This is a genomic window from Pradoshia sp. Z6_59, assembly GCF_058267515.1.
The window spans coordinates 275,789-302,546 of the sequence record NZ_JBZCPP010000001.1; the positions used below are offsets into that span (position 1 = coordinate 275,789).

Annotated in this window: 23 protein-coding genes and 2 riboswitches; of the genes, 17 read left to right on the top strand and 6 right to left on the bottom strand. The window is 36.3% G+C overall.

Annotated elements, in window-relative coordinates; genetic code table 11:
- Positions 1-205: 205 nt before the first annotated feature.
- The 9 genes from AC4D4B_RS01430 to AC4D4B_RS01470 all read left to right on the top strand — a co-directional run bounded on the left by AC4D4B_RS01430 (position 206) and on the right by AC4D4B_RS01470 (position 11,824).
- Positions 206-1,615, top strand: coding sequence for a family 43 glycosylhydrolase (locus AC4D4B_RS01430; RefSeq protein WP_490998969.1), 1,410 nt, complete (start codon positions 206-208; stop codon positions 1,613-1,615).
- Positions 1,616-1,878: 263 nt separating this feature from the next.
- Positions 1,879-3,168 carry an ABC transporter substrate-binding protein gene (locus AC4D4B_RS01435; protein WP_490998970.1) on the top strand — a complete coding sequence of 430 codons (1,290 nt, stop codon included), beginning with the start codon at positions 1,879-1,881 and terminating at the stop codon, positions 3,166-3,168.
- A gap of 85 nt (positions 3,169-3,253) precedes the next feature.
- The gene (locus tag AC4D4B_RS01440; RefSeq protein WP_490998971.1) at positions 3,254-4,150 is read left to right on the top strand and encodes a carbohydrate ABC transporter permease; all 897 of its coding nucleotides are present in this window, start codon (positions 3,254-3,256) and stop codon (positions 4,148-4,150) included.
- Between the two features lie 17 nt (positions 4,151-4,167).
- Positions 4,168-5,055, top strand: a complete 888-nt coding sequence (locus AC4D4B_RS01445) for a carbohydrate ABC transporter permease (RefSeq protein ID WP_490998972.1) — start codon at positions 4,168-4,170, stop codon at positions 5,053-5,055.
- 415 nt (positions 5,056-5,470) lie between these two features.
- Entirely contained in the window at positions 5,471-6,172 is a 702-nt protein-coding gene (locus AC4D4B_RS01450; protein WP_490998973.1) for an NAD(P)-dependent oxidoreductase, read from the top strand.
- Between the two features lie 445 nt (positions 6,173-6,617).
- The gene (locus tag AC4D4B_RS01455; RefSeq protein WP_490998974.1) at positions 6,618-7,790 is read left to right on the top strand and encodes an amino acid deaminase/aldolase; all 1,173 of its coding nucleotides are present in this window, start codon (positions 6,618-6,620) and stop codon (positions 7,788-7,790) included.
- Complete coding sequence (locus AC4D4B_RS01460) at positions 7,790-9,097, top strand: D-arabinono-1,4-lactone oxidase (protein ID WP_490999052.1); 1,308 nt, start codon at positions 7,790-7,792, stop codon at positions 9,095-9,097. Before AC4D4B_RS01455 ends, AC4D4B_RS01460 begins: the two co-directional genes overlap by 1 nt.
- A 30-nt stretch (positions 9,098-9,127) precedes the next feature.
- Positions 9,128-9,577 carry a hypothetical protein gene (locus tag AC4D4B_RS01465; protein WP_490999053.1) on the top strand — a complete coding sequence of 150 codons (450 nt, stop codon included), beginning with the start codon at positions 9,128-9,130 and terminating at the stop codon, positions 9,575-9,577.
- Between the two features lie 333 nt (positions 9,578-9,910).
- On the top strand, positions 9,911-11,824 hold the full coding sequence (locus AC4D4B_RS01470; RefSeq protein WP_490998975.1) for an NAD(P)/FAD-dependent oxidoreductase: 1,914 nt from the start codon (positions 9,911-9,913) through the stop codon (positions 11,822-11,824).
- Positions 11,825-12,041: 217 nt separating this feature from the next.
- Here AC4D4B_RS01470 and AC4D4B_RS01475 read toward each other — a convergent pair whose 3' ends face one another.
- A complete protein-coding gene (locus AC4D4B_RS01475; protein ID WP_490998976.1) occupies positions 12,042-13,193 on the bottom strand; it encodes a YhgE/Pip domain-containing protein in 1,152 nt (383 codons plus the stop codon).
- A gap of 129 nt (positions 13,194-13,322) precedes the next feature.
- On the opposite strand from AC4D4B_RS01475, the gene AC4D4B_RS01480 reads away from it, so the two are divergent.
- Positions 13,323-13,907, top strand: coding sequence for a TetR/AcrR family transcriptional regulator (locus AC4D4B_RS01480; protein ID WP_490998977.1), 585 nt, complete (start codon positions 13,323-13,325; stop codon positions 13,905-13,907).
- Between the two features lie 227 nt (positions 13,908-14,134).
- Positions 14,135-14,614, top strand: coding sequence for a metal-binding protein (locus AC4D4B_RS01485; RefSeq protein ID WP_490998978.1), 480 nt, complete (start codon positions 14,135-14,137; stop codon positions 14,612-14,614).
- 190 nt (positions 14,615-14,804) lie between these two features.
- Here the strand turns inward: AC4D4B_RS01485 and AC4D4B_RS01490 are convergent, their stop codons facing one another.
- Complete coding sequence (locus AC4D4B_RS01490) at positions 14,805-15,254, bottom strand: NanQ anomerase/TabA/YiaL family protein (protein ID WP_490998979.1); 450 nt, start codon at positions 15,252-15,254, stop codon at positions 14,805-14,807.
- A 385-nt stretch (positions 15,255-15,639) separates the two neighbouring features.
- On the opposite strand from AC4D4B_RS01490, the gene AC4D4B_RS01495 reads away from it, so the two are divergent.
- From AC4D4B_RS01495 to AC4D4B_RS01510, 4 genes are all read left to right on the top strand, one after another.
- Positions 15,640-16,662, top strand: a complete 1,023-nt coding sequence (locus tag AC4D4B_RS01495) for a C45 family autoproteolytic acyltransferase/hydrolase (RefSeq protein WP_490998980.1) — start codon at positions 15,640-15,642, stop codon at positions 16,660-16,662.
- A 279-nt stretch (positions 16,663-16,941) separates the two neighbouring features.
- Positions 16,942-16,988: riboswitch (PreQ1 riboswitch) on the top strand.
- A gap of 125 nt (positions 16,989-17,113) precedes the next feature.
- Entirely contained in the window at positions 17,114-17,614 is a 501-nt protein-coding gene (queF, locus tag AC4D4B_RS01500) for a preQ(1) synthase (RefSeq protein WP_490994277.1), read from the top strand.
- Positions 17,615-17,652: 38 nt separating this feature from the next.
- A riboswitch (PreQ1 riboswitch) is annotated at positions 17,653-17,696 on the top strand.
- 48 nt (positions 17,697-17,744) lie between these two features.
- Positions 17,745-18,416: a 7-cyano-7-deazaguanine synthase QueC gene (queC, locus tag AC4D4B_RS01505; protein ID WP_490998981.1), complete on the top strand. Its 672-nt coding sequence runs from the start codon at positions 17,745-17,747 to the stop codon at positions 18,414-18,416.
- The gene (locus AC4D4B_RS01510; protein ID WP_490999054.1) at positions 18,416-18,958 is read left to right on the top strand and encodes a VUT family protein; all 543 of its coding nucleotides are present in this window, start codon (positions 18,416-18,418) and stop codon (positions 18,956-18,958) included. The genes queC and AC4D4B_RS01510 overlap by 1 nt, the downstream gene beginning before the upstream one ends.
- 339 nt (positions 18,959-19,297) lie before the next feature.
- Here AC4D4B_RS01510 and AC4D4B_RS01515 read toward each other — a convergent pair whose 3' ends face one another.
- From AC4D4B_RS01515 to AC4D4B_RS01525, 3 genes are all read right to left on the bottom strand, one after another.
- The gene (locus AC4D4B_RS01515) at positions 19,298-19,816 is read right to left on the bottom strand and encodes a transposase (protein WP_490998982.1); all 519 of its coding nucleotides are present in this window, start codon (positions 19,814-19,816) and stop codon (positions 19,298-19,300) included.
- Positions 19,817-19,912: 96 nt separating this feature from the next.
- The gene (locus AC4D4B_RS01520; protein WP_490998983.1) at positions 19,913-21,574 is read right to left on the bottom strand and encodes an FAD-dependent oxidoreductase; all 1,662 of its coding nucleotides are present in this window, start codon (positions 21,572-21,574) and stop codon (positions 19,913-19,915) included.
- A 548-nt stretch (positions 21,575-22,122) separates the two neighbouring features.
- A complete protein-coding gene (locus AC4D4B_RS01525) occupies positions 22,123-23,175 on the bottom strand; it encodes an SMI1/KNR4 family protein (RefSeq protein ID WP_490998984.1) in 1,053 nt (350 codons plus the stop codon).
- 269 nt (positions 23,176-23,444) lie between these two features.
- On the opposite strand from AC4D4B_RS01525, the gene AC4D4B_RS01530 reads away from it, so the two are divergent.
- Entirely contained in the window at positions 23,445-24,095 is a 651-nt protein-coding gene (locus AC4D4B_RS01530; RefSeq protein WP_490998985.1) for a FusB/FusC family EF-G-binding protein, read from the top strand.
- Between the two features lie 302 nt (positions 24,096-24,397).
- Here AC4D4B_RS01530 and AC4D4B_RS01535 read toward each other — a convergent pair whose 3' ends face one another.
- On the bottom strand, positions 24,398-24,964 hold the full coding sequence (locus tag AC4D4B_RS01535; RefSeq protein ID WP_490998986.1) for a biotin transporter BioY: 567 nt from the start codon (positions 24,962-24,964) through the stop codon (positions 24,398-24,400).
- A gap of 191 nt (positions 24,965-25,155) precedes the next feature.
- Here AC4D4B_RS01535 and AC4D4B_RS01540 point away from each other — a divergent pair, with 191 nt between their 5' ends.
- Entirely contained in the window at positions 25,156-26,688 is a 1,533-nt protein-coding gene (locus AC4D4B_RS01540) for a hypothetical protein (RefSeq protein ID WP_490998987.1), read from the top strand.
- Positions 26,689-26,758: the final 70 nt, after the last annotated feature.

A 26,758-nucleotide genomic window follows, 5' to 3' on the forward strand; every position in this document is an offset into this window, starting at 1 on the left:
AACGCAAGGCAATATACGTTTTAGTTAAAGATAATAAAGCATCATAAAATATCGGAATGAGATTTTTCTTAGCTTTTTTTCGTGTACGAACACGGAGGAAAACGAGGTAAATGCAATTAAGGAAATAGATGATGTTAATAGGTAGACGAGGAAACTAATTCAGGGATTGATTGCAGGCTAGTTAGAAATGGAGGAGAGATTAATAATGAAAAAGCAAGGGATAAATCCTTATCTCCCATCATGGGAATATATCCCGGATGGGGAGCCGTATGTTTTCAATGACAGAGTGTATGTTTATGGCTCTCACGATAGTTTTAATGGTCATGCTTATTGTTTAAATGATTATGTTTGCTGGTCTGCACATGTAGATGATTTGGCTGATTGGAGATATGAAGGTGTAATTTTTAAAAAGACAGATGATCCATTAAATGAAGCCGGGAATATGTGTCTTTATGCACCTGATGTCACAGTTGGAACAGATGGACGTTATTATTTGTACTATGTGCTAGACAAAGTCTCTATTGTTTCAGTAGCTGTATGTGATACTCCGGCAGGGAAGTATGAATTTTATGGTTATGTACATTACTCAGACGGAGTCCGATTAGGCGAAAAAGAGGGGGACGAACCACAATTTGACCCTGGTGTACTTACTGAAGGAGATAAAACCTATTTGTATACTGGTTTTTGTGCGATAAGTGATAAATCAAGAAGTGGTGCGATGGCAACAGTTCTTGGACCGGATATGCTTACAATAGTGGAAAAACCGGTATTTGTTGCACCGAGTGAACCATATAGTGCTGGAAGTAGCTTTGAGGGACATGAATTCTTTGAGGCACCGTCCATCAGAAAGATAGGAGATACTTATTATTTTGTCTACTCTTCTATAGCTATGCATGAGCTCTGCTATGCTACCAGCAAACATCCGACAAAGGATTTTGTTTATAGAGGAGTTATTGTGAGCAATAACGACTTACATATTGATTCTTATAAGCCTGCAGAAAAACCAATGTACTATGGTGGTAATAATCATGGAAGTATAGTTGATATCAATAATCAATGGTACATTTTTTACCACAGACATACAAATGGTTCTAATTTCAGTCGCCAAGGATGTATGGAAAGAATTGAGCTTCTAGATGATGGTAGCATTCCTCAGGTAGAAATGACTTCTTGTGGTGCTAACAATGGGCCACTAATTGGTCGAGGTGTTTATCCCGCGTATCTAGCCTGTAATCTTTTCTGTAGAGATGAAGCAATGTACACAGGTGATTTATGGATGGATACTCAATTTCCTAAAATAACCCAAGATGGGAAAGATGGCGATCAAGAAGCGGGATACATTAATAATATGACCGATTCTTCAACAGCTGGATTTAAGTACTTTAATTGTCAGGGAATCAAAAAGATCAACATCAAGGTGAGGGGATACTGTAAAGGTACATTTGAAGTGAAAACATCTTGGAATGGTCCTACACTCGCAAGTATACCGGTTAATTACACAAATGTATGGACAGAGTATTCTTCGGATATAGAATTACCCGATGGTATACAGGCGCTATATTTTACTTATACAGGAAAAGGAAGAGCTAGTTTTGCTTCTTTTGAAATAGAATAATATGGAACTTAAACCTATGTAAAATAATCATCGTAAAAAATTGTTTTTGATGCCGACAAAATGTGATCCTCTTTCCGAACAGTTGATATTGGAGCAGAGGATTCTTTACTACTATCATCCTGACTGGATAGATTTTCCGAGTAAAAATTGTACTTATTTAATGAAGGGGGGAGATAGGAGAACTTAAGATTGCTAGGATATGAAAATGCTAAGGCTCGCATGTTAGGCATTATTTGAATTATATAACAAGGGGGAGAGATTTCATGAAAAAACTTTCAATGCTATTGTTCGCTAGTTTATTTGTATTTCTTATCACAGCTTGTTCAAGTGACAAAGATAGTGCAAGTCAGGGAGATGGGGATACTATTTCTGGAGAAATCACCATTATGGGTTGGGGTGGAGGAGAAGAATTAAAAGCTCGTAAGGAGGCTACAAAAGTATTTCAAAAATTGTATCCTGATGTAAAAGTTCATGAAATATGGCTTCCGGCTGATAGTGTCGATCAGAAGCTAGATGCAGCATTGGCTGCAGGGGATGCTGCTGATGTTATTATGATGTCTCCTGACTGGAAGGGTCTTAGGTCAAAATGGCTTGAAGATTTAACCCCATATGTTGAAAAGGAAAATATAGATCTTGCAGATTTTACGCCAGGTGCAGACGATGGCTATATTACCCCTGATGGAATCAGGGAAGGAATGCCTACAACTCAATCAACATTTCTAATGGCGTATAATAAAAATATTTTTGATAAAGCTGGCGTTCCATATCCAACAGAGGATTGGACTTGGGACGATTTTGCAGATGTAGCACAAAAAGTATCTTCAGGTTCTGGTGGTAATAGAACATATGGAATGGTTTCACACTGGAGTCAAAATAGATTTGCAACATACTACTATGGCGGAGGTCCATATAACAGCGATTGGACTAAGCAAACTATAGATGATCCAAAAACGATAAAAGCATTGGAGTTAATAGAAAAACTAGTAAAAACAAAAGCACTGCCTGATGATGCAGCTTCGAATAGTATACCTGTGGATGCAATGTTTGTATCTCAAAAAGCTGCTATGTATCCGTTGGGATTATTTGAGGCAGGGGATATAGCCCAAAAGGTAGGAAAGAACTTTGAAATGGGAGTTGTATTACCTCCAAAAGATCCTAATGGAAAAAGCGTCAACCTCAAGTTCCAAACAGGTTTTGCTATGAATAAAGATTCGAAGAATAAGGAAGCTGCTTGGGAATATATAAAGACAGTATCTATGAATAAAGAGATTAATGATATTTATGCTAAAGTAGGTATTCCTGCATTAAACGAATCCGCTGAGACCACTTTCGCAGACATGACTATTCCAAACACAGATATAAAACAAACTGATTATATGTCTGGTCTTAAGGATGCTGTACAGGCCCCATGGGGTGGATCGATAAATAAAGCTACAGACGTTTTTGAGCAATTAATGCAAGAAATAACCACTCAGAAAAGTTCAGCTAAAGAAGCTGTAGAAAAGTATGCACCCAAAATACAAGAAGCGCTTGATGAAGTTCATCAAAAGTAACTAGTATACGTAATAAAAAGGTGAGGAAAAACCAGAGATTTTTTCCTCACCTAGCTTTATTAATCCATCTTTTGGGGGTGAAAAAATGAAAAAGAGATATAGTAGTTTAGAAAAAAGGGAATCTAGACAATTTTTTATATATACATCACCATGGATACTAGGTTTTTTAATTTTCACATTGTATCCGGTAGTATATTCAATAATATTGGTCTTTACCAATGCTGATATGACGGGCATAGGTGAATTTATAGGCTTAGAAAATTTTAAAACGGCCTTTACTCAAGATCCTCTTTTCTATAAATCTATGTTGAATACACTCTATTTTGTGGCAATTTCAGTACCATTAAGCTTAGTACTTTCCATTTTAATTGCACTCCTATTAAATCAAAAGAATATAAAAGGAATGGCGATTTTTAGAACCGCTTTTTATGTTCCATTTATAACTGCAGGGGTTGCAGTTACTTTATTGTGGGGGTGGATTTTCAACTCTCAATACGGTCTTATAAATTACGCTCTTTCATTTTTCGGAATAGAGGGAATAAACTGGTTGAGTGATGAAAAATGGGCTATGCCAGCAATAATCATTATGATGTCATGGTCAATTGGTAACACAATTATCATAACGCTTGCTGGTTTACAGGACATACCGGAACAATTATATGAAAGTGCAGAGATGGATGGGGCAAATAAGTTTGTGAAGTTTACCAATATTACGATTCCAATGTTAACACCGACATTATTTTTTAATCTAGTCATAGGCATAATAAATGGTTTTCAAATTTTTACGCAGCCTTATGTTTTGACAGAAGGGGGTCCTAACCATTCTACTTACACAATTATGATGCATATATACAATAATGCATTCAAATATGGTGAAATGGGATATGCCTCAACGATGGCATGGATTTTATTCACTATTATTATGGTCTTAACTATAATTGTGAACCGTACTTCCAAGCATTGGGTATATTATGATAATTAATTATTGGAGGTGGAAAAATGCAGGGACAGTTGGAAATACAAAAGCAAACGATTAAATATAAAAATAAAAAAGGCAAGGGCGAGACAGTCTCTCGAATTATCAATTATGTGCTATTAATAGTTTTAGCCTCAGTATTTGCTTTCCCATTTTTGTGGATGGTTGCTACCGCCCTTAAATTACCTACAGAGGTGTATACAATACCTCCAAAATTGTTACCAGAAACAATCACATGGGATAATTTTATACAGGGCTGGCAATATGCTGATTTTACAAGATATACTTGGAATACTATTGTAGTAACAACTCTAGCTGTTCTAGGAACAGTAATCTCTGCATCTTTTGTTGCTTATGGATTTGCTAGATTCAAATCTCGATATAATGGAGTGCTTTTTACAATAGTACTTGGAACGATGATGCTTCCTAACCAAGTTCTTTTAATTCCTACCTATATTTTATTTTCTAAAATTGGTTGGTTAGATACACTTGCACCTCTTATAGTGCCATCATTTTTTGGCGGTGGGGCGTTCAATATTTTTCTACTTAGACAATTTTTTAAAACGATACCTAAAGAGTTAGACGAAGCTGCCCTAATTGATGGTGCTAATTCATTCCAAATCTTTTGTAAGATATTGGTACCAGCAATAGCACCAGCTTTAATAACTGTCGCAGTTTTATCGGTTGCTTTTCATTGGAATGACTTTATGAATCCGTTGATATACTTGAATAGCGACCAAAATTTCACGCTCGCTCTTGGATTACAATTTTTCCAAAATTCTTATGGCTCTTCTCAAGTTCAAATGCTTATGGCAGTTTCTTTGATAACAGTAATCCCCCTACTTATCCTTTTCTTTATTGGACAAAAGTATTTTGTTCAAGGGATTACCATGTCCGGGCTTAAAGGATGAACGTTTATACTGCCATAGTCATTAGAAAGAGGTAATAATAGTTTAATATTCTCATTATGAAATGCGAATTTTATCTATACCTGATCATAATCAAATTATGTAATAGTGGAGTCATACAGAAGGACTGGCAAGTGGAGTGGGAATTAGTGAAAATAAATCGCATGATTATATTGAAGGCATTGGTATATTCCAATGCCTTATTTTTTGCTTTTCAATTAACCATATTGGATTTCCTCAAAAACAAATAAGATATTCTACTATAATGACCGTCACTGAGAAAGAATTGTTTTTATAAGTAGTGAAAATTGATAAAATTAACAGACAATTATATGATTATATTAAATAGTCAATCAAGTGCAAGTAGGTATGTTTAATACAAAGAACAATCCATAGTTTTCCTTAGAGTGACTCAGGGATGGATAGAAGAATTGGTCCAAGAAATGTTCAGTGGGCATTCTGGGAATGTTGGGATGATAATAAGAAAGGGTGGTGGATTGTTATGAAAATTATCGTGTTTGGTGCAACTGGTGGTGTAGGTCAATCTGTTGTGCGTCAAGGAGTTGAGGCTGGTTTTGAGGTGACGGCGTTTGTACGTAATCCAGCCAAGCTAGACTTTTCTCATGAAAATTTAAAGATTATACAAGGAAATGCTTTTAATCAAGCGGAAGTTTCAGAAGCGATTGCGGGTCATGATGCTGTTATATCTTGCTTAGGATCGAATCAAGGGATGAAAAAATCAACGGAGCTTCAAGAGATGATAAAAAATATTGTTACTGGTATGAAGGAGCAACATGTAGAGCGGATTATCTACACTGCATCTGCGGGAGTCCATAAAGAATTAACAGGGCTAAGTGGTAAATTGGTCATGAGAATGCTCAAGAATCCTCTAATTGATCATCGGGCTGCAGTTGAATATATTCAATCACATGGATTGAACTACACCATTGTTCGACCGATGGGGCTAACGAATAATCCCTTTACAGGAAAGTACAGAGAATCTGCAACAAGTGTACCAGAGAAATCAAGATCAATACCGCGTGCTGACGTCGCACATTTTATCTTAAAAGCATTAAAGGATAGCCGTTATGAACATACGTCAATCGGAATCTCTACTTGAGGTGCACAAACAAGTCCTTTTCAACAGTCTGAGAGAGTCAGGGTGTTAATCTTAAACTACTTAGTATTGTGTATATTATTAACTATATCTTTAATAGGAGATTCAAAAATTCCACTTAGATATATTACAGAAACTGCATTATAAATAAGAGCGGTCTGTATAGTAGCTAGTAAATAAGGATCTCGCCTTTGCTGGGTATGTTGGTTTTAAAACCTTATATTAAGTCTAAAGCCATTGATGAGTTTACTATATCAATGGCTTTTTTAACTCCATGAAAAAGTATGATACCACCGTTAAAAAACATCTACTACCATAATATGAGATAAACTTTTTATGCGTTTATCTTTTCTGGTAAACGAAATTGTTATAATAAGTCTGAATATTTTGAATAAGTTCTATTTTTAATCATTCTCCTCGTTTATTATGAGAATGAGAGGTGTTGTTAATGATGCTATATGAATTATCGAAGGAGTTGTCTTATCCAGCCCTTTTGTTGGATTTAGATGCTCTAGATCAAAATTGCAGGAGAATAGCTGAAAAAGCAAATGGAAAAACAATCAGAATTGCTACTAAATCGATAAGGTCAATTCCAGTTTTAAAAAGAATTCTCCAATCCGATCCTGTCTATAAAGGCGTAATGTGTTATAACCCCAATGAAGCTGTTTTTCTGGCAGAACAAGGCATTGAGGATATCCTGATAGGTTATCCATGCTGGGATTCCAAAGCTCTTAGCAAAATAGCTGAACTAAATGGAAAAGGTCATCAAATTACCTGTATGGTCGATTCCTATGAACAGGTTGAGCATTTAAATGCGATTGCTAAAGAGGCAAATGGATTTTTTTATTTATGCATCGATATTGATATGAGCACGACATTTGTTAATCTTCATTTTGGAGTAAGGCGTTCCCCATTAAAAACAGAAGAAAGTGTTATTCAGCTAGTACGAATTATACAGGAATATCCATCGCTAAAGGTGCTAGGTATCATGGGTTATGAAGCACAAATAGCTGGGGTAGGTGATCATCTGCCATCTCAGAGGCTTAAAAATATAGCTGTTGCTTTTATGAAAAAGAAATCAATTGATAAAATTAAACGGCGAAGGGAAACGGTTGTTCAAGCTCTTAAGAGTGAGGGTGTACAATTAGTATTTGTTAATGGAGGAGGAACGGGAAGTCTTGAAACTACATCGAAAGAGAAGGATGTTACGGAACTGACAGCGGGGTCAGGTTTCTATGCTCCTTTGTTGTTTGATTATTACCGGAATTTCCGCTTCGCACCTGCCTTATTTTTTGCATTGCCGGTCGTTAGAAAACCAACCCCCAATATATATACTTGTCTTGGAGGTGGATATGTCTCCTCTGGGGTGCATGGTCAGGATAAAGTGCCTTTGCCTATTTACCCGCCGGGTGGTAAATTATTACCTTTTGAAGGAGCTGGAGAGGTGCAAACCCCTGTTTATTATGAAAAGGAAACGTTGGAAATTGGAGATATCATTATCTTCAGGGCAGCAAAAGCGGGAGAAATTTGTGAACGGTTTAATGAAATCATTTGTCTTGCGGATCAACAAATCGTTGATCGATTTCTTACCTATCGGGGGGAAGGGAAATGCTTTCTGTAATGAAAACGATACAAGGCAAACGATGGAGAAATTGGTCTCAAACATGTGAAAGTATCCCAGAAAAAATCCTGTATCCTTCCTCCATTGAGGAGGTTGCTTCAATCGTTAAAGAAGCGTCGAAACAAGAGGAAAGAATCAGAGTTGTAGGAGCTGGGCATTCATTTACGAGTTTAGTAAAAACGGATGATTGGCTCATATCTCTTGATTTACTTAGTGGAATTGAACAACTCGATGAGACAGCCAGTACCGTTACGGTTTTGGGTGGTACCCGGTTATTTCAATTAGGAGAAGCGCTTGGACAAGAAGGATATTCTCAGGAAAATTTAGGCGACATCAATGTCCAAAGTATTGCGGGTGCTATTTCAACTGGAACGCATGGAACCGGACTGGAGTTTGGTAATATTCCAACCCAAGTAATAGAAATCGTTATTGTTACAGCATCTGGAGATGTTCTTACAGTCTCCGAGGAACAAAATCCTCAATACTTCAAGGCTTGTCTTATATCGCTTGGTGTTCTTGGAATCATTGTAAAAGTAAAGCTGAAGATTATTAAAACGCTTATCTATGAATACAGAAGTGAAAAAATAGAATATCCACTTTTTGAGCAACAGCTTGAACACTATATCAATGAAAACCGTCACTTTGAATTTTTTCTATTCCCATACTCCGATTGTGTTCAAGTTAAAACGATGAATATTACAAATCGTAAACCAAAGGGTTTATTCTTTCATAACTTAAAAAATCTCATTTTTGAAAACTATTTATTTTTTGTACTGTCAGAGGTATGCCGTTTGTCACCAAGGTGCAGTCGAACCATTAGCAGAATATCTGCGAAGGCCGTAGGAACAACAGCTATTACGGCAAAAAGCTCTGAGATTTTTGCTACTCCAAGACTGGTGAAGTTCAGGGAAATGGAATATTGTATTCCACTTCATTACTTTAAGCCGGCCATTCAAGAGATTCGGAATTGTATTGAACTTAAGAAGCATAAGGTTCATTTTCCGATCGAATGCAGGACGGTTAAGGCCGATGATATTTACCTTAGCCCCTCTTATCAAAGAGATTCCGCTTATATTGCTTTCCATATGTACAAAGGCATGCCATATGAAGAATATTTTCAAGAGATGGAAGCGATTATGCAGAAGTATGAAGGTAGACCACATTGGGGGAAAATGCATAGCTTAGGTAAACATGAATTATTTTCCTCCTACCCTAAACTGCCGGACTTTTTAGCCGTAAGGCATGAACTAGACCCGCAAGGAATTTTTCTAAACGACTATATTAAAAAGATAATTATTGATGAATAAGAGAATAGCCTTACTATAATCTAATCTTGTATTAATAGAAATCCCAATTGGCAGGCATTGTTTCTGACACAGTATTCCTTAAGCATATCACTAGCAATCAAGTGTGAGGCAGGGATAAACATTCGGCAAGCCTATCGTGATCAAAATCGGGAAACATTGGCGACTTATTGTAATTCCTTCTTACCTGAGATGAAAAAATTAGCAGAGGAATTCATGGCAGCTTATCGAACTCAGTGGATGGAGGAGAATAAAATATTCGGTCTTGATGTATTTGATCTTCGGATGGGTGGCCTGCTGAAACGGATTCAAACCGCCATTAACCGGCTCGATGACTACCTTAAAGGGAGGATAAACGAGCTGGAAGAATTAGAACAAGAGATTCTCTATTTTGATGGCCGGAAAAAAGATGACGAAACAAACGCTATCAGTGCTAACTTATGGCATACAATTGCAACACCTTCTGTTATAGCAGGAATATAGCATTGCTTTCTTTATCCGATTTAAGGTTAAGATAAAAATGAATAAACAATATAAGAAATCAGAATATGTTCTAAAACCTATGTAAACAGCAGTCACGCTGAGTATGACTGCTGTTTTTATCACAAAACGTTCAAATTAAGCGTTTAAATCGCATTGATTAAATTTATGGAAAAATTTACAATAATTGTACAGATGATATACTTATCTTTACAATCCAGTCATCATCCTTTATGTGAAATATTTCACATAATATTATCTAATAATATATGAAAGCAAGGGGACGTTTCTGGCATGGTTGATCGAATTTGTCCCTTTTAATGAGGTGGCCACAAAATGTTGGTATTAGAACCTATTAAAGTCGGAAATTTGGAATTAAAAAACAGATTTGTTATGGCTCCAATGGGAGCAGAACTCGGGAATTTTGATCCAAGAACAGTAGATTACTATGTTGCCAGAGCGAAGGGCGGAGCATCGATGGTGATGACAACCGTTATTGCAACAGAAACTATAGATGGCCATACCCCTGCATCCACATTGACAGAAGAAAGCTTTGCAGGCTTTAAAGAGCTAGTAGACAGGGCCCATGAATTTGATTGTAAAATCTGCCTTCAAGTAGTGCCCGGAATTGGATTGGGAGGGATAGGAGAGGGCAGGGTAAGGCCTGCATCTGCCTCAGCTACACCATTATATCCCGGTGCTAAAATAACCTTTGAGGAATTGATGATTGATGAAATTAAGTTTATACAAGCTGAAATTTCCCGAACAGTGAAATTAGCGAAGAGAGCAGGAGCAGACGCCATTGAAATCCATGCTTATGGCGGGTATCTGACAGATAAATTCATGACCAAACGATGGAATATCCGAAAGGATGAGTATGGTGGAAGCTTTGAAAACCGGATGAGATTTTTAATAGAAATAATCGATGTCATCAAGGAAGACCTTGGAAGTGATTTTCCCCTCCTTGTTAAATTCACCCCGGATCATTTCTTGCCAGTGGAAGAAGGGTACAGGGGAATTGAAGAAGGAATAGAGATTGCCAAACTATTAGAAAGCAAGGGTGTCCATGCATTACATGTTGACGCTGGCTGTCATGATAATTGGTACATGGCAATGCCGCCTATTTACCAGCAGGATATGGTTCCGCAAATGATTTCATCTGCTAAAATCAAAGCTGTCACGTCTTTGCCAGTTCTTTCAAATGGGCGCTTAGGTGACATTGAAAAGGCTGAAGCAGCACTTCGAAATGGTTGGATTGATATCGCAGGAGTTGGAAGAGAGTTTTTGGCAGATCCTAATTTTCCAAAGAAAGTGATGGAAAATAGAACGGACGAAATCAGACATTGCATTTATTGTAATGAAGGCTGTATTGCTACCGTTTCTGCTGGAAAGAGCATAAACTGCGCCGTCAATCCTCTTACGGGCTATGAGGGATTGAAAGAATTGAAAGCAGCAAATGAACCGAAGCGTGTTCTGGTGATAGGTGCGGGTCCTGGTGGCTGTCAAGCTGCCATAACTGCTGCAGAAGCAGGTCATGATGTGGAAATATGGGAGAAAAAAGCCTATCTAGGAGGGAACTTTCATAATGCCTGTATGCCTCCGTTTAAGCGGGACGGAATGAAAATTCTTGATTATTATCGGACAAAACTTGACCGGTTAAATATCTCGATAAAGTATTGTAAAGAGGCAACGGAAGAGGCGATTTTAACCTATAAAGCAGATTTGGTCGTTCATGCTACCGGGGGCAATCCAATTATGCCAAGCGCAATCAAGGGGCTGAATAAGAGCCATGTTTACACAGCAACAGACGTACTGCAAAATCAGGCTCTTCTTGGAAATAAGATATCGGTTATTGGCGGCGGGCTAGTCGGCTGTGAAACCGCAGTGGTGCTTGCAAATAAAGGAATGCAGGTGACTATTATCGAAATGGCTGAAAAAATGTTACCTGAACCGTTATTTATACAAAATGCAATGATGTTAAACCAGCTTTTGCAACACCCAAATATCACGTTTAAAACATCTTCAAAAGTAACAGAAGTACAAGATCGGGCTGTGGAAATTGAGGTAAATGGCAATAAAGAATGGATCGATTGTGATAGTGTTGTGGTAGCTGCAGGATTTTCGCCTAACGATCATCTATATCACTCTTTAAAAAACAAAACGAATATTGTTAACGTTGGTGATAGCGTGAAGGTTAGGAAAGTACTCGATGCGGTACACGAAGCATATGATGCGGTCTTAAATTTGTAGAATTATAATAAAAAGCTGAGACAAATCTACGAATGAACAAAAAAGCCGGTAGAATTTTACGACGAGTAAAATTCTGCCGGCTTTGATTTTGAATCTAGTGATGTCCCTGCCTCTATTCATGCTTTATTTATATAAGACGCTTAAAAGGGCAGATCTAGTTGGACAGACTGAAGTCAAATATTTAGAATGTTGTCATAGCACATCATTCTAAATACGCTTATTTAGTACCAGTTCTTTGTGCACGCACAGGTTTAAATACAGACGATACGTACATCATTAACCCTGCAATACCAATTCCTAAAATAATGTTAAATGACTGGCCAGTGTAGAAGCCGCTGCCGAAATAGAAAATTTCACGTAATCCTTCAGATGCAAAGCGGATAGGAACCCAAGGGCGAATGAAGTTTACAAAGAAATCAGGTAGCATTTCTTGTGGTGTCATTAAAACTCCCATTCCCAATAACATGACAACCATGAATAATGTAATGGCCGGTTTACCAATCCAGGCAGTTACCCCAGAAACTAATAAGAAGAAACAGAAGGCTGCAAATGATACGAATGAACCAACCAAGAAGTAGCTAGGCATATTAATACCAGCGATTAAACCAAGCGTTGCAACGGTAAAACCAGAGAATAGGGCAATAATTATGCCGAATAATGCTTGACCTCCCATTAGGTGTAAGGCCTGTTTACGTGTTAACAATTCTTTTTTCAAAATGTTTGATGAAGCTAAGAATACAATGAAGCCACCGATTAAGGCACCTACCCAGGCAGGCACTGCCATTAAGGTTGGAGCACTTCCGTTTGCAGTTGAGGCTGTAACGGCATTGAATACTTTTTCTTCAGAAACAATCGGATTCACAAGCACAGATGCCTTGTTAGCCTCTATTTGTTGACCGTCCATTTGCGCAACAAAATTTGAAGAATATTGGTTGTTTAATTGAGTAATCAAAGCTGTTAAAGCAGTCTTCGCATAATTTGCACCTGTTATGTTATAACCTTGGTTAATATATACCTGTAAAGTTGCTGGAGAGTTGTTTGATATCGCATTCTGCAAGGAATCATTATACCCTTCAGGAATGACTAAAGCTGCATAATACTCTTTATCATCAAACGCTTCTTCAATATTTTCTTCCTTTTCATTTGTAAAAGCTAACATCGGTTCTTCGCCGTCAGTGCCTTTACTCATTTGTTCAACAGCTGATTCCACAGCGTCCACATGTACACCTTGATCATTTATAATAAGTGCAACCGGTAAATTTCTTACTTTTGGGTTTCCCTGTGCAAATAAGTTTAATGAGAATAGAGCAATTATTAATATAACTGCAATAGGAGCTGCCCATGCTAATTTTTCTTTAAATAATCTCAATCATTTTCTTCCTTTCTTAGTAAACAACATATTGTTCCGTAATATTTATTCATTTTATAATTAAGGTGTAAACAGAAGCAATAAACAAAAGTAAACAGCATGTTCATTTTTGGGAATAGAGGGTTTTTTATGAGTATTTATGAAGAAAAAAATCGTAAAACTAAACAACTTATTCAACGGTCATTTTTACAAATTCTAGAGAATAAGCCGTTTGAAACGATTACGATAGGAGATATTGCAAAAACAGCACATATAAATCGCGGAACATTTTATTTACATTATCTAGATAAATTTGATTTGCTTGACCAAATCGAACAACAATTGTTTAGAGACTTAGGAAAACATATTGACCAATTACAATCTGGATATTCATCTATATATACATTTGAAAAAGACCAAGAGCAATTAGCTGCAACTTTATTCAGCTTCATAAAAATGCATGCTCCATTATTAAAAATATTTTTAAGCAATCATGGCAGAGCAGGTTTTCACATTAGGTTTAGAGATGCCTTTGCAGAAAAAGTACGTATTAATTTAGAGAAGAACGAAAGCATTCACACAAGGTTAATAGGTTCTATGGACTATTTTTTATCGTTTATTACATCTGCTTTTTTAGGATTAATCGAACAATGGGTCCAAAATGGTCTAGATAAAACACCTGAAGAAATGACAGCCTTATATATTGATATTATTTCTTTTATTCAACAAAAGTAAGGGAGCTTTTAAATCTGGGAAAATTCATCCTACAACGCTGTTTCGTGTCTAAACAAAAGCTCTATGAAAGCCAAGATTCTTGGCTTTTTTTATTTTTCCAGCGACGAATGAAAGAGCGAACGTTTGTTTTGAGCGAAAATGTGTTCCCTGCTCTGATTATCCCCTATAATGGAAAACAATGGCTGGTTCAATAGAGCCGCCATAAGAGAACAAAACGGAGGATTAGGATGGCAAACGGGAGAGCGCATAAGAAAATTAATCTAATATTTTTAGCAATTGGAATCGGGGCCGTGTTGATCAGTTCACAGCACTATGTACATGGGATATCCGTGATAATAGGATATCTCTTCGGCACCTATTGGATGAACCCTGATTTGGATATAAAAAGCAATCCGTATCGGCGATGGGGATTCTTACGATTCATGTGGATTCCCTACCAAAAATTGAAGCATCGCTCCATCTGGACACATGGGTATGTGATTGGAGATATCATTCGGTATCTTTATGTAACGGCTTGGATTATGTTAGGAGCGGGTGCAATGAGTATCCTGACAGGTGTGCCATATGCTGCATATATAGACCAATTAGAGGAGATTGTCATTGAACATAAATTGTCTATCTTGTCCTTTATTGTCGGGAATATGCTTTCGTCTACTGCACACATTTTGACCGATCATGCTTCAACCACATTCAAAAAGATCTTTTAACCAAAATCCAAATCCCTTTTCGTCTAGTAGAAAAGGGATTTTTAGCATTTCAAGAGGGCTTATCGTTTGTTAAACCCCAAACGTTTTTCCTAAAAATGTTAAATATTTTCTTGTGTTGAACAAAAATGAATACAAAACGAGCTAAATCAAAAGAAGAGGCAAAATCAGCTCAATGATTTTGCCTCTTACATTAATCGCACAATACTTTTACTACTGCTTTTTTTACAGCTTGTGGTTGTTGCACACAAACACCTGGCATATGAGCGTCTTGAGGCATAAACACAGCAAAACATCCCTCTTTCACGATAAGATGGTTACCGTCGCCATTTAAGAACATTACATCATTTTCTTTTTGTTCCTCTACGACTTCTGTATCTTCCTTATTTGTATAAACCATTCTTTCCTCGCCTTTAATGACGTATTGGATATCTGTATATGAATAATGAGCTTCCATGCGACAGTCTTCAATAAGCTTTGTATCATACTCTTGAATCATTACGAAGACCTTGTCATTTTCAATTTCATACTTTCCTACCGGCAAAGCCTGCAAATCATTTTCCATTAAAAAAGCAAAGGCTTTCTTTAATCTTGGATGCACTCCATCATATAATGGAGCATTTGATAATTGATCGATAATCATATATGTTTCCTCCGATAAGCGATTTATCTTATATAAGTATATAAAATAGTAACATATCCAGTATTAGCGATACAAGAACTTGTATACCAGTCTGGTTTATAGGATAACAAATAGTGAAACGATACTTCCTTTATTTGGATATAGATAAACTGTATAATCAAAGGTATCCAGCTATAGTAAGTGCTTCTGGAACATTGTGAGTATGAGAGATAGGCAAGAAAGATTTCTAAATTACTTATTTTTTAGTGAGACAATATCCAGAATAGAATGGTGAAGAATCCCAGAAAGTTAGAAATGTTTCGAGAGAACGTGATAGTTAAATGAGATGATTTGGATTTGTAACGAGGACTACAATCGAGACAAGCAAAGAAGGGGAGAATTACGAATGGAAGAGTTGATAATCAGACTAGTAGAGTTAAAGGGAAGCCCTTTTGAATATGGGCTAAAGCAAAGTGAAGAAATTAAGTCGACACTGCTTTCAAATCAACTGCGTTTACTTGAGGATTTGAGCACTACTTCAAATACGAAGATAGCAAAAGAAATACTAAAGGACATGTCACCGAATCTTTTAGAGGAACTTAGAGGTTTGGCGGAAGGACTGGATATGGAGTTAGACACCATCATTAGGCTGTATAGTGGCTATGATGTAAATTTTCCAGCAATGGGTTGCACGGCATTCATAAAGGATGACTATTATGTGCGAAACTATGATTTTAGCCCTGAGCTTTATGATGCAAGACTTGTTTTCTCTAAACCAGCTGATGGCTATGCCAGTGTTGGATTTAGTCAGCAGGTAATTGGCAGACTTGATGGGATGAATGAAAAAGGGCTTGTTGTTGGATTACATTTTGTAAACAGTGAACATAAATCAGAAGGTTTTCTTGCGACAACAATTGTAAGAATACTATTGGATCAGTGTGCTAGTATAGAAGAAGCAATCGACCTTATTTCAATACTTCCCCATGGATATTGCTACAATTATTCTATTACTGATCCGAGCGGAAAAGGTGTAATAGTAGAAGCCTCTCCTCAGAAACAGATTTTTAATTACGGCCCTCCGTTAATATGTACAAATCATTTTCAATCGAAAACATTGCAAGACAAAAATGAGAAAGAGATACAAGGATCCATAAAACGTAAAGAGTATGTAAGCAGTCTATTAACAGAGGAACTTTCTCCTTTAACAGCGTATCGTCATTTTAATGACGGCAATTCTCCTTTATTTTTTAACTACTATAAAGAGTACTTTGGAACATTGCATACAGTTGTTTATTTGCCAAAGGAATTAAGTCTTATCGTTGGTGTAGGGGAGAATAGTGAACCAAAAATGTTTTCCTTAAGAAAATATTTGGATGGTAATATTAATCTTCCTAAAGTATTAAAAGGAACGATTCAACAAGCGGAATAAAATAAATGGTCCATCCCTCTGTGGTGTTGTTTAAGTAGGACATTGTTTTTAAACAGAATAGATGGCAGCGTAAATTAAAAAACGGATTAATCCCATCAATCAGTAGGACTAGTCAGATGAGCATTTTATGGAGAAGGATTGTAAATAACTTTATAGCGGAGACTAGTATGAGATTTTTTATTGAGTATATTACAATCAGTTATCTTTTTTATTTTTCCTTTTATATCCATTAATGGGTGTGGTATGATAAGAGATAATTAAAATAATATCTGAAGAATTTCAGGAGAGGTTCATAGCGGATACCCTCTATAAAAAACTATGGATACATGTCATTCTCGCCATGTCCATATATTGGACGTGGCTTTTTTGACTTTCTAAGTAGTTATTTTTATAGAAAAAGAGCATGCCCCTCCTTGGAATGATTAGATATCTAATTCAAGGAGGGTTATTTATGTCTGGTCGGCATCAAACAGAAGGATTAGAGGATTTAACGTTATTAGGAAATCAAAATGTGAAGTATGCATTTAATTATGCACCTGAAGTATTAGAGTCTGTAGATAATTTACATTCAGACCGGGATTATTTTGTTAAGTTTAATTGCCCTGAGTTTACAAGTCTCTGTCCAATTACGCAGCAACCGGATTTCGCGACCATGTATATTTCGTATATTCCGGATAAAAAAATTGTAGAAAGTAAGTCACTAAAATTATATTTATTTAGTTTCCGTAACCATGGAGATTTCCACGAAGACTGTGTCAATATCATTATGAATGACTTAATTAAACTGCTAGATCCACGTTATATCGAGGTGTGGGGTAAATTTACTCCACGTGGGGGTATTTCAATTGACCCTTGGTGTAACTATGGCCGTCCAGGTACGAAGTTTGAAGAAATAGCAAATTATCGTTTAATGAATCACGATTTATATCCAGAAAAAATTGATAATCGCTAACTGCAGGTTATGAAAATATCAATAAAATCCTTATAGCCAAGGGAGAGGTTGTTAGCAACCCTCTATAAAAAACTAAGAAGAACAGCGCATCTATCTTAGTGCTGTTTTTCATTTGAATGGAGAATGATCAATGAAGCAAGAAAAAGCATTAGTCGTGTTTAGTGGCGGACAGGATAGTACGACCTGCTTGTTTTTGGCATTAAAAAAATTTAAAGAGGTTGAGGTTGTGACATTTAATTATGGACAACGACATGCATTAGAAATTGAATGTGCAAAGCAAATCGCTAATGAATTAAACGTCCATCATCACATTTTAGATATGTCATTACTAAATCAACTTGCTCCAAATGCATTAACACGCGCTGATATTGAGGTGAAGGATGGTGCGGAAGGTGGGTTGCCATCAACATTTGTACCGGGCCGCAATTTATTATTTTTATCTTTTGCAGGTGTATTAGCGAAACAAATCGGTGCAAAGCATATTATTACAGGTGTTTGCGAGACAGATTTTAGTGGATATCCAGATTGTCGCGATATTTTTATAAAATCGTTAAACGTCACAATAAATTTATCAATGGAAGAAGCATTTGTTATACATACACCTTTAATGTGGTTGAACAAAGCAGAGACATGGTCCTTAGCAGATGAATTTGGTGCATTTGATTTTGTAAAAGAAAAGACCTTAACGTGTTATCACGGTATTAAAGCGGACGGCTGTGGTGAGTGTCCCGCTTGTAAGCTGCGTCTACAAGGAATGCACACATATTTACATACCAAACAGCATATAGGAGGATCAAAATGATACGCATTCTATTTTATTTAGTATCAATTGTAACGGCAAATGTACTGACAGCCCGCTTTGCGCCATTTGAATTTTGGATATTCATTATTCCAATGGGCTCGTTCTTAATTGGTGCAACATTTATCTTCCGTGATTTGGTCCAAAATAAACTTGGTCGTAAGAGGACATATGGTTTTATTTTCTTAGCCTTAGTATTATCAGCTACTGCATCGTATTTATTAGGAGATACCCTAATTATCGTCGCAGCTTCTGCGCTATCATTCTTAATCGCAGAAACAACAGATACAGAAATTTATACACGTTTAAAACTGCCGATGGCTTGGCGTGTCTTTTATAGTGGAATGGTTGGAGGTTTATTAGATTCAGTTGTGTTCGTCATTGTCGGACTAAGCCCATTAGGAGCTGGGTATATTCCTTGGTCAGCTGTACCAGCGGCAATTATTGGTCAGATTATCGTGAAAACGGTTATGCAAATGATTGGTGCTTATCTATTAGGGAAAGGGTTGTCTTATAAAGAAAAACATCTGGCGAAAGCATCTTAATCATTATTTAAATTATTACTTCTGTTTCAGGTATTAAAAAGTCTATCTCATACATTCCATACCGTAAAAAGGATTAAATCCTAGGTGGGGAGAGGAAGGTTATTATTTCCAACGTGTCTTTTGGGGAAATCTGAATCATCTAGAAGTAATTAAAGGGAAACTTGAGAATTATGGGACTTGAAATCTTCCCACGAACAAATCGCACGAACAAATCGTAAGAAAAAAGACAAAAGCATCTGAATTAGTATTGACACTTTTCCCAATAATAATAAGTGCTGCGTGGAATATCAGCGACTTTGATTAATTCCACCACTTCATAGATTTCCTTTAGTTCATAAATTACTTGCGCTTTGATTTGGTTGGTAATTTTTCTTGCATTTGAACTAAAGTGTTTAACTTTTTTAAATATGCATTCTCCATTTCCAGTTGCTTTATACGTGCTTCAAGTTCTTCTACAGATCCTTCAGCCGGTACAGGCTTCATTGTTTTTTTCGTGTTCTTTTTCATGGATGATTGCCCCTTTTTCTTAGAAACAAGGGCTTCATAACCGCCAATTTCAAACTTCTTCTTCCAATTTCGAATCATGCCTGGAGATGAAATGTTAAATATCGCAGCTGTGTCAATTGAAGATGTACCTGTTTCGATCATATAATTTAGTACACTCATTTTATACTCAGCAGAATAGTTTGTATAGGGTTTTAAGAATGCCTCTATACCGTTCGCTTGATAAAGGCGAACCCAGTCACCGATAACCCGTGTTGTAACACCAATATCTTTCGCAATTGCATTCATGGTTTCATATCCATTTACATAACGTTGAACTGCTTGGATCCTTTGTTCAACAGTTAATTTTGCCATAAAAAAACCCCCCGTAAAAATTAGATTAGTGTCTAACTTTTACGGGGCAGTTCATATGTTATTCAAATGCTTTTGTCCATGATGTTGAAGTGTCCTTTATTTTTTATGCTTACAGTGCATGGAAGCTACGTAACCAAAGGTCATACCTGGTCCCAATGTTGCTCCTGGTCCAGGATAAGAATGACCCATAATGGATGATGAGCAGTTACCACAAGCGTATACATTATCAAATACAGTGCCGTCTTCTTTGACAACCCTTGCTAATTCGTCTGTAACTACCCCGCCTTTAGTGCCGATATCCCCTGGGTAGACTTTCATTGCATAGTAGGGGGCCTCATTGATTTCAAGTAAATTTGGATTTGGCAAAGAAGGATCGCCGTAATATCGATCATGTGGCGTTTCACCTCTATGGAAATCTAAATCCTTACCATTTCGAGCAAATTCATTGAATCTGTTCATTGTTTTAACTAAATTTCCTTTTGGAATATTTAATTTATTTTCTAATTCCTCGACTGTGTTCCCTTTCAAAACAATATCATTGTCATAGTATGCTTGAGGGAAATCTTGCCCAGGGAAGAGGCCGGTAAAGATATATCTTTTCTTAGCCCTTGCATCTAAAATAATCCAGGAAGTGATGGCTTTCCCGTCTGTTTTTTCATTATGCTCATACATTTTATCAACGAATTCATGATATGGAGTCGGTTCATTGATATAACGATTTCCGTCTTGGTCAACGATAATCATATTCGGCAAGCCTCTATCCGCTACTAAGAAAAATGGCATACCCAAATGATTAATGACAGTAGGTGCACCCCAAACTCTGTCCATTAAACCAAACTTCGCATTCAATTTTGCGAAAGGCTCAATAATATCACCAGTTTGACCTTTTGGTGAGCTTGTCCAACTCACATCTTGTGGACTTGGAAGATATTTATCTCTCTTTTCTTGATCCCGAGAAAATCCACCTGATCCAAAAATTAAGCCTTTATTGATTTTGATTGTTACTTGTTTACCGTTTTTGTTTACGATTAGGCCTGTTACTTTATCGTTTTCGTAAATAAAATCAACAAATGGTGAATCAAGCCAAATTTCACCGTTTAAATCTTTGTAAGTTAGAGCCAATCGAGCTATTAAAGCTCTACCTAATGCGGCATAATCTTTTTTGAATAATTTATGCTTAATTAATCGCCATCCAAGTGTTAAAGAAGCTCTTTTTCCTGCCCAGGACCTGGTGATCATATTCACTTTAACGAAATCCTGTCCTGTCATAACGAAACCTTTTGTATCCATAGCAGGAGGGAGAAGCTTGCTCTTCCAATCTTCTAATTTATTTAAATCAATTACTTTGGGCTCGATCGACCGGCCGATCCCTTTTCCACCCGGATGTGTCGGGTAATAGTCAGAGTAATTATTTGCATAGGAGAATCTCATATGTGGGCTTAAATTATGCATATAATCCAGCATTTCGATCCCTTTTTTCAAATAGGTTTCTTTAATTGTATCACTTACTAAATCACCTACAGTGGAATCTAAATATAATTTAGCCTCTTCAAAACTATCGGCTACACCAGCCTCAACTAAATATCTGTTATTCGGAACCCATACACCGCCGCCTGATAAAGCAGAAGCTCCTCCAAAATGCTTTTCCTTTTCAATTAGCAGTGTACTTAATCCCTCTTTTTTTGCAGTAATGGCGGCAGAAAAACCTGTTGCTCCAGAACCGACTACTACTACATCATATTCGTAATCCCAACCCATTAAAAAATCCCCCTTTGAGTAGTATCCGCGCAAAATAACAAAACCCCTAAATAGAAACCGTTAAATATTCAGACAATTAAATTTTACAGTATTTAGAACAGATTATACAATAATATTTGGAAATATTTATTAAATATCAATCAGTAGAAGGACTGAATTGACCCATACTTAATAAATGAGATAAGCATAGAGAGTGAAACGAGAGTTTATTGTAGAAAAATATATAATGTTACACCTGGTATTTAAGAATCATTTAATGAACAATGCATCCAACTTTAATAGGGTGGACGGTTAGTTTACCAATGAATGCCAAAAGGAAATGATGGTTGTTATTGAGATTGGCACTTTGAAAATTACAAAATGGTAGATAAATAAGAATTGATGAAGATTAGATAAAGGAGGATCTCTGGATATGTTTTATCGTCTAGATAAGTGAAGGGAAATAATCCAAAATAATCAGATCCTGATCAACTTTAGAGGTCAGGATCTTTTTATAGGTTAGAGTGCTCTAATTAGTACACTGTAATTTTTTCTTTTCTTAAAAAAGCTTATATTATCTTAACTTCTACCCAAGCATCGGTAAGAGGGATTCCCCCCAATGTTGCCTCTTTAAAGAATTGTTCTATTGAATCGAATGACTGATCTGCACCAGTGAGACTTTCCAATATCCATTTATTATCTTTCTGTATAACATGGTAGCTATTGTCTTTATACATAAAGCTGGATACGACATTGTAACCATAATCAGTATTTTCTCTTACCATTTCCATCTTTAAATCTTCTATAGAGTAATTAATTTTTTCTGTAATCATATCAGCATAGCTTCTCACATCAGAATCTGTATCATTTTTAAATAGTTCAATGAATTTCTTTAAGGTATCTTCACTAAATTGGTAAGTATAATCATTCCAAATTTTATTAGCTATAGAGATCCTTAAATCATCATCAGGATGTTCGCTCAATTGTAATAACTTTTCGCCATACCAATCTAAATCTGCTTCCTCATCAATAGTATCAAATTGGATAATTTCAGAAAGTGTTTCAGCATCATCATGTTCGATTAACGATTCAAAGTCTTCCTTACTATATGTCACAATAGAATAGTCTTCGTCATCTGGTAATTCTATTTCCACTACATATAAGTTTTCTAGAAAATCGTCAAAGTTTCTAGCGATTGTTATTACTTGTGAAATCTCATCATTATTATCTACGTACACAATTGGCGGATTTGAAGAAGTATGCCGATAATCAAAGGCCAGCCAGTAATGACCATCACCATTAAACAAAACAAGGCCTTTAGGCATTTCCCATTCTTCTATTAATTCTTCACTATCTAGTATTCCTCCATTTTTGCCAATTCCATCGAGGTATTCTACTTCTATGAATAAATCGTCAAATACTTCATGCTTGGGAGCGGGATGAGCATTGTAGATGATACTCCCGCCGTTTTGATCTTTTAATAATTTTATGTAGGATTCTGGAAGTTTAACACCCAGCTTTTTTTCGGCCATTTCAATAATTGAATCAGTGACCGGTAGTGGTTTGTAATCTACATCTTTATCCCATATGCTGCTTTTCAAAATCTCTTCACCTAATTTCATATAAATTATTGCTATATATATAATTCTACAAAGTTTTATTTAATTCTTTACATAAATTGGTTGTTGGATAATCCATTGTGTGACTTTAAATATAATTTGTATTTCAGAAAAAACGAAAGGAAGATAGAGGAAATGGTGATAACGTGACATTTTTTAAAAGATGAAATGAACAAGCCATCTATTTTAAGTCATTTTATTCATATTATAAAATGGCTTTATAGTTTAATATAAGGGAATAAAGAAAATCGTCCAGATTGGAGATTTATGTGATGAATGAAAAATTTATTAAAAATGAACAATTAAATTTTATAAAAGAACAGATTGCCTTAATAAAGGATAGTAAGAAAAAGAATATACCTCAAAATATTTTGGACGCTGTCGTTTCCTTAGCAAATGTAAAAATTCTGGACCTATTTCCAGATAAAAGAACAGGAATAACGGAAATGCTTGATTTATCTATGCTGAAAACAGATAGAGAGTATGAAGCGTACGTACAGCGTCTTGAGGACTGTGTGCTTACTTTTCCACAAATTACAGAGAGCCAGTTAAAAAAATTATTCCCGAAACAGAAAAAATTAAAGCTGCCTGATTTATCAAATATAGACCACAACGAGTTGACCTATTTAAGCTGGAACGACCTAAGATCCAATAAAAAATTTATAATTTATGAAATGGAGGAGAAAATGGTCGGTATCGTATGTCAGCTTGCACCGACCAGCACGAAAAATATTTGTTCCTTTTGTAATAATATTGGGGAGGTTGCCTATTTTTCCACTGTAACAAAAGCGAAAAAAATGAACAACCCAGATTATTACAAGTCTATAGGTAATCTTATATGTGTCGATAGCAGCGAATGTAATAAAAAGATAACGAACGTGGAGTATATAGAAGCTTTTCTAAAAGATTCACTAAGAACGTGAATTGTTTAGGTAAAAGAATAATATTTTTGTTAGGTAATTGCATGAAGAAATGAATAGAACGTTGGTTACTACAAAATTAAATAATATGGATGATTATAGCGGGCACTCAAATAGGGTGCCCTTTATTGGTTTTACAGCACAATTATATAGTTTTGTTCATATTCTTTATGGAGTATCTAGTTATTTTTAAGTTAACAAGTAGAAATATAGTCAGTAATAGAGAAGCTGATAAAAACATACTTTAACCGTCTTATAGTGAATAACACCCTCCCAATATACCAAAAGATACTCCTCCCTATGAATTAGGTGGAGTATCTTTTAGCTTGAGCTGGTAATAGTTTAGCAGAGTTCAAGCGCTGCCTTATAGTGATGCCGAACCATGCGGCAAGGATAGCTTTAATAATGCCGACTGGTAAAAATGGATAAATACCTGTTACTAATGCTTCCTGCCAGGATAGCGCCGCAAATCCTTTTAACCAAATGCATCCAATGGCTAAGGTGATACACATACCGATTAGGTTTGCGAGAAAAGCTTGACTGTATGTATAGGATGTTTTTTCTAACCATAGCCCAATCAGAAAAGCTGTTGGAATGAATCCGATTAAGTAACCGCCCGTTGGTCCAAATAAAATGCCCAATCCGCCAGTGAATTGAGAGAATACAGGTAAGCCTATAAGACCGAGTGTTAAATAGACTAATACTGTAATCGTGCTATGTTTGGATCCCAAGATGGTTGCCACAATCCCAACGGCTAATGTTTGTCCTGTAATAGGAATCAGAGGCAAAGGAATGGTGATTTGGGCTAACAGACAGATGATGGATGCACACATTGCTGTGAGAACTAGCTTTTTCGTTTTATCATGAGCCATAGACAGTCACCTCAATCGAAAATAAGTAAACTAATTTAAGTAATAGGTTAACATATTTTACGGAGATTTAACAAGATTTCTATAAATTAAAATTTAAACAATTGTAATTTATAGAAAATTCTATCAAATCAAACTAATATAGTGATATTATTTAAATGAGTATAAAGATCTAGAGATTAAGGGGGATTCATTTGAGTAAGAAGGCCATAATTATACCAATTATTACAGGTTTTATCATGTTGCTGCTTTATTATGTGTATAATGTAAGACTGGAAACAACTCTGCCTGATGATGGGTGGGGAAGATCAAGCAATTTGAAAGCATCATCAAAATATCCAATGGAGTATTACAGTTATCAAAAAGATGATGAGTTACACATTTTTATGCCGGATGAGACAGACGTTTCTCACAAAGTATTCGATCAAAATTTTAACCTGTTAAAAGAAGAATCCATCCAAGCCGAAGTGGCACCGGCAGAACCAATTTGGGCGTCCGATGGTCAGCTGATTTATATGGACGATGATAAGTTAACCATCAACCAAGAGGGAACGAATCAGGCTATCGACCAAGACATTAGCTCTTTTACACCTATCCAAGCTGGAGTTCTCTTTTGGAATCAGAATGAACTAAAAGAATATAATGCAGGTACAGGTCAAACAAAGCTTTTACATACATTTGATCAACCTATTTACACAGCACTGCAGGCTAAAAATGGAAAGTCCTTTTTAGTAGGACTTCAAATATCTGATTCCGAGGTTCATTTTTATTCATTATATAATGGAAAATTTAAAAAGCTGCTCGAGCATTCAGCAACTGGTGGGGAAACAATTGAGAATATCATCTATGATGCCGGAGACAAAAAAGCTACGGCTATTATCGAAAAATATATGATGGCACAGGGACAAAGAGCCTATCAAGCGTTGGAATTGAGCTTTGATTTAGCTACTTCAAAAGTAGAAAAAAATGAGAAGTATACTTTTTATGATGAGAAGAATGGGAGTGAGTTAGAGAATCCTCGCTATTTGCAAATTTCCTTCCAGGATAATAAGCCGGTAATCTTATTTGTTGCTGAGGGAGATCGAGTTGCAAAGCGTTCTGGATATAATGTTTACTATGCTACGCAGCAAAAAGGAGCCTGGGTAGCTGAGAGGAGAAGTAATACGGAAGACACTCCAGCCAGACCTCAATGGCTTGATCAGAATTATATAACTTGGCAAACGTTTGATGGGAAGGAATATATGTTGAACGGCACAACGGATGATGATCGATATATCGAAACTTCACAAAAAATAACCAAAGAAGATTATACCTCCGCTCTATATTATTCTATTTCTGGCATATTCAGCGGCTTTTTTATGCTAGTGCTCGGACTGGTATGGGTTGTTCCGCCATTGGTCTTTTACGGAATCCTGTCGTTTATCAAGAGTGATATTTTCGAAAGGAATGAACGCAGTTGGGTAGAGCCGGTGGGAATTCTGCTCTATATTGGTACTATGATCTACATGCTGAATGAGGTCTTATCAGAAAGGTCATTCTTTGCGGCTCCATCATATTTAAACTTCGATGGCAGCTTGATTATTTGGCCTTTAATCATCAGTATTGTTACGTATATGATCTATCGCTGGGTGATGAAGGAAGATACAGGTTTATTTGCTGGATTATTTTACTACATAGGCTATAATTTATTAGTTATGACCTGTTTATTTGGGCCATACTTATTGTGAATAACCGTTAAGAAGAATACCAGGCAATCATGAAACGATTGTCTGGTTATTTTGTCGTATCGGGAGTATG

Excerpts from the sequence above, each read along its gene's own strand:
- AC4D4B_RS01450 (WP_490998973.1), top strand. The coding sequence starts at position 5,471 with ATGGATAGAAGAATTGGTCCAAGAAATGTTCAGTGGGCATTCTGGGAA.
- AC4D4B_RS01485 (WP_490998978.1), top strand. The coding sequence starts at position 14,135 with ATGGCAAACGGGAGAGCGCATAAGAAAATTAATCTAATATTTTTAGCA.
- AC4D4B_RS01430 (WP_490998969.1), top strand. The coding sequence starts at position 206 with ATGAAAAAGCAAGGGATAAATCCTTATCTCCCATCATGGGAATATATC.
- AC4D4B_RS01530 (WP_490998985.1), top strand. The coding sequence starts at position 23,445 with ATGAATGAAAAATTTATTAAAAATGAACAATTAAATTTTATAAAAGAA.
- AC4D4B_RS01470 (WP_490998975.1), top strand. The coding sequence starts at position 9,911 with ATGTTGGTATTAGAACCTATTAAAGTCGGAAATTTGGAATTAAAAAAC.
- AC4D4B_RS01445 (WP_490998972.1), top strand. The coding sequence starts at position 4,168 with ATGCAGGGACAGTTGGAAATACAAAAGCAAACGATTAAATATAAAAAT.
- AC4D4B_RS01455 (WP_490998974.1), top strand. The coding sequence starts at position 6,618 with ATGATGCTATATGAATTATCGAAGGAGTTGTCTTATCCAGCCCTTTTG.
- AC4D4B_RS01435 (WP_490998970.1), top strand. The coding sequence starts at position 1,879 with ATGAAAAAACTTTCAATGCTATTGTTCGCTAGTTTATTTGTATTTCTT.
- AC4D4B_RS01460 (WP_490999052.1), top strand. The coding sequence starts at position 7,790 with ATGAAAACGATACAAGGCAAACGATGGAGAAATTGGTCTCAAACATGT.
- AC4D4B_RS01515 (WP_490998982.1), bottom strand. The coding sequence starts at position 19,816 with ATGGCAAAATTAACTGTTGAACAAAGGATCCAAGCAGTTCAACGTTAT.
- AC4D4B_RS01535 (WP_490998986.1), bottom strand. The coding sequence starts at position 24,964 with ATGGCTCATGATAAAACGAAAAAGCTAGTTCTCACAGCAATGTGTGCA.
- AC4D4B_RS01520 (WP_490998983.1), bottom strand. The coding sequence starts at position 21,574 with ATGGGTTGGGATTACGAATATGATGTAGTAGTAGTCGGTTCTGGAGCA.
- queF (WP_490994277.1), top strand. The coding sequence starts at position 17,114 with ATGTCTGGTCGGCATCAAACAGAAGGATTAGAGGATTTAACGTTATTA.
- AC4D4B_RS01525 (WP_490998984.1), bottom strand. The coding sequence starts at position 23,175 with ATGAAATTAGGTGAAGAGATTTTGAAAAGCAGCATATGGGATAAAGAT.
- AC4D4B_RS01480 (WP_490998977.1), top strand. The coding sequence starts at position 13,323 with ATGAGTATTTATGAAGAAAAAAATCGTAAAACTAAACAACTTATTCAA.
- AC4D4B_RS01495 (WP_490998980.1), top strand. The coding sequence starts at position 15,640 with ATGGAAGAGTTGATAATCAGACTAGTAGAGTTAAAGGGAAGCCCTTTT.
- queC (WP_490998981.1), top strand. The coding sequence starts at position 17,745 with ATGAAGCAAGAAAAAGCATTAGTCGTGTTTAGTGGCGGACAGGATAGT.
- AC4D4B_RS01490 (WP_490998979.1), bottom strand. The coding sequence starts at position 15,254 with ATGATTATCGATCAATTATCAAATGCTCCATTATATGATGGAGTGCAT.
- AC4D4B_RS01440 (WP_490998971.1), top strand. The coding sequence starts at position 3,254 with ATGAAAAAGAGATATAGTAGTTTAGAAAAAAGGGAATCTAGACAATTT.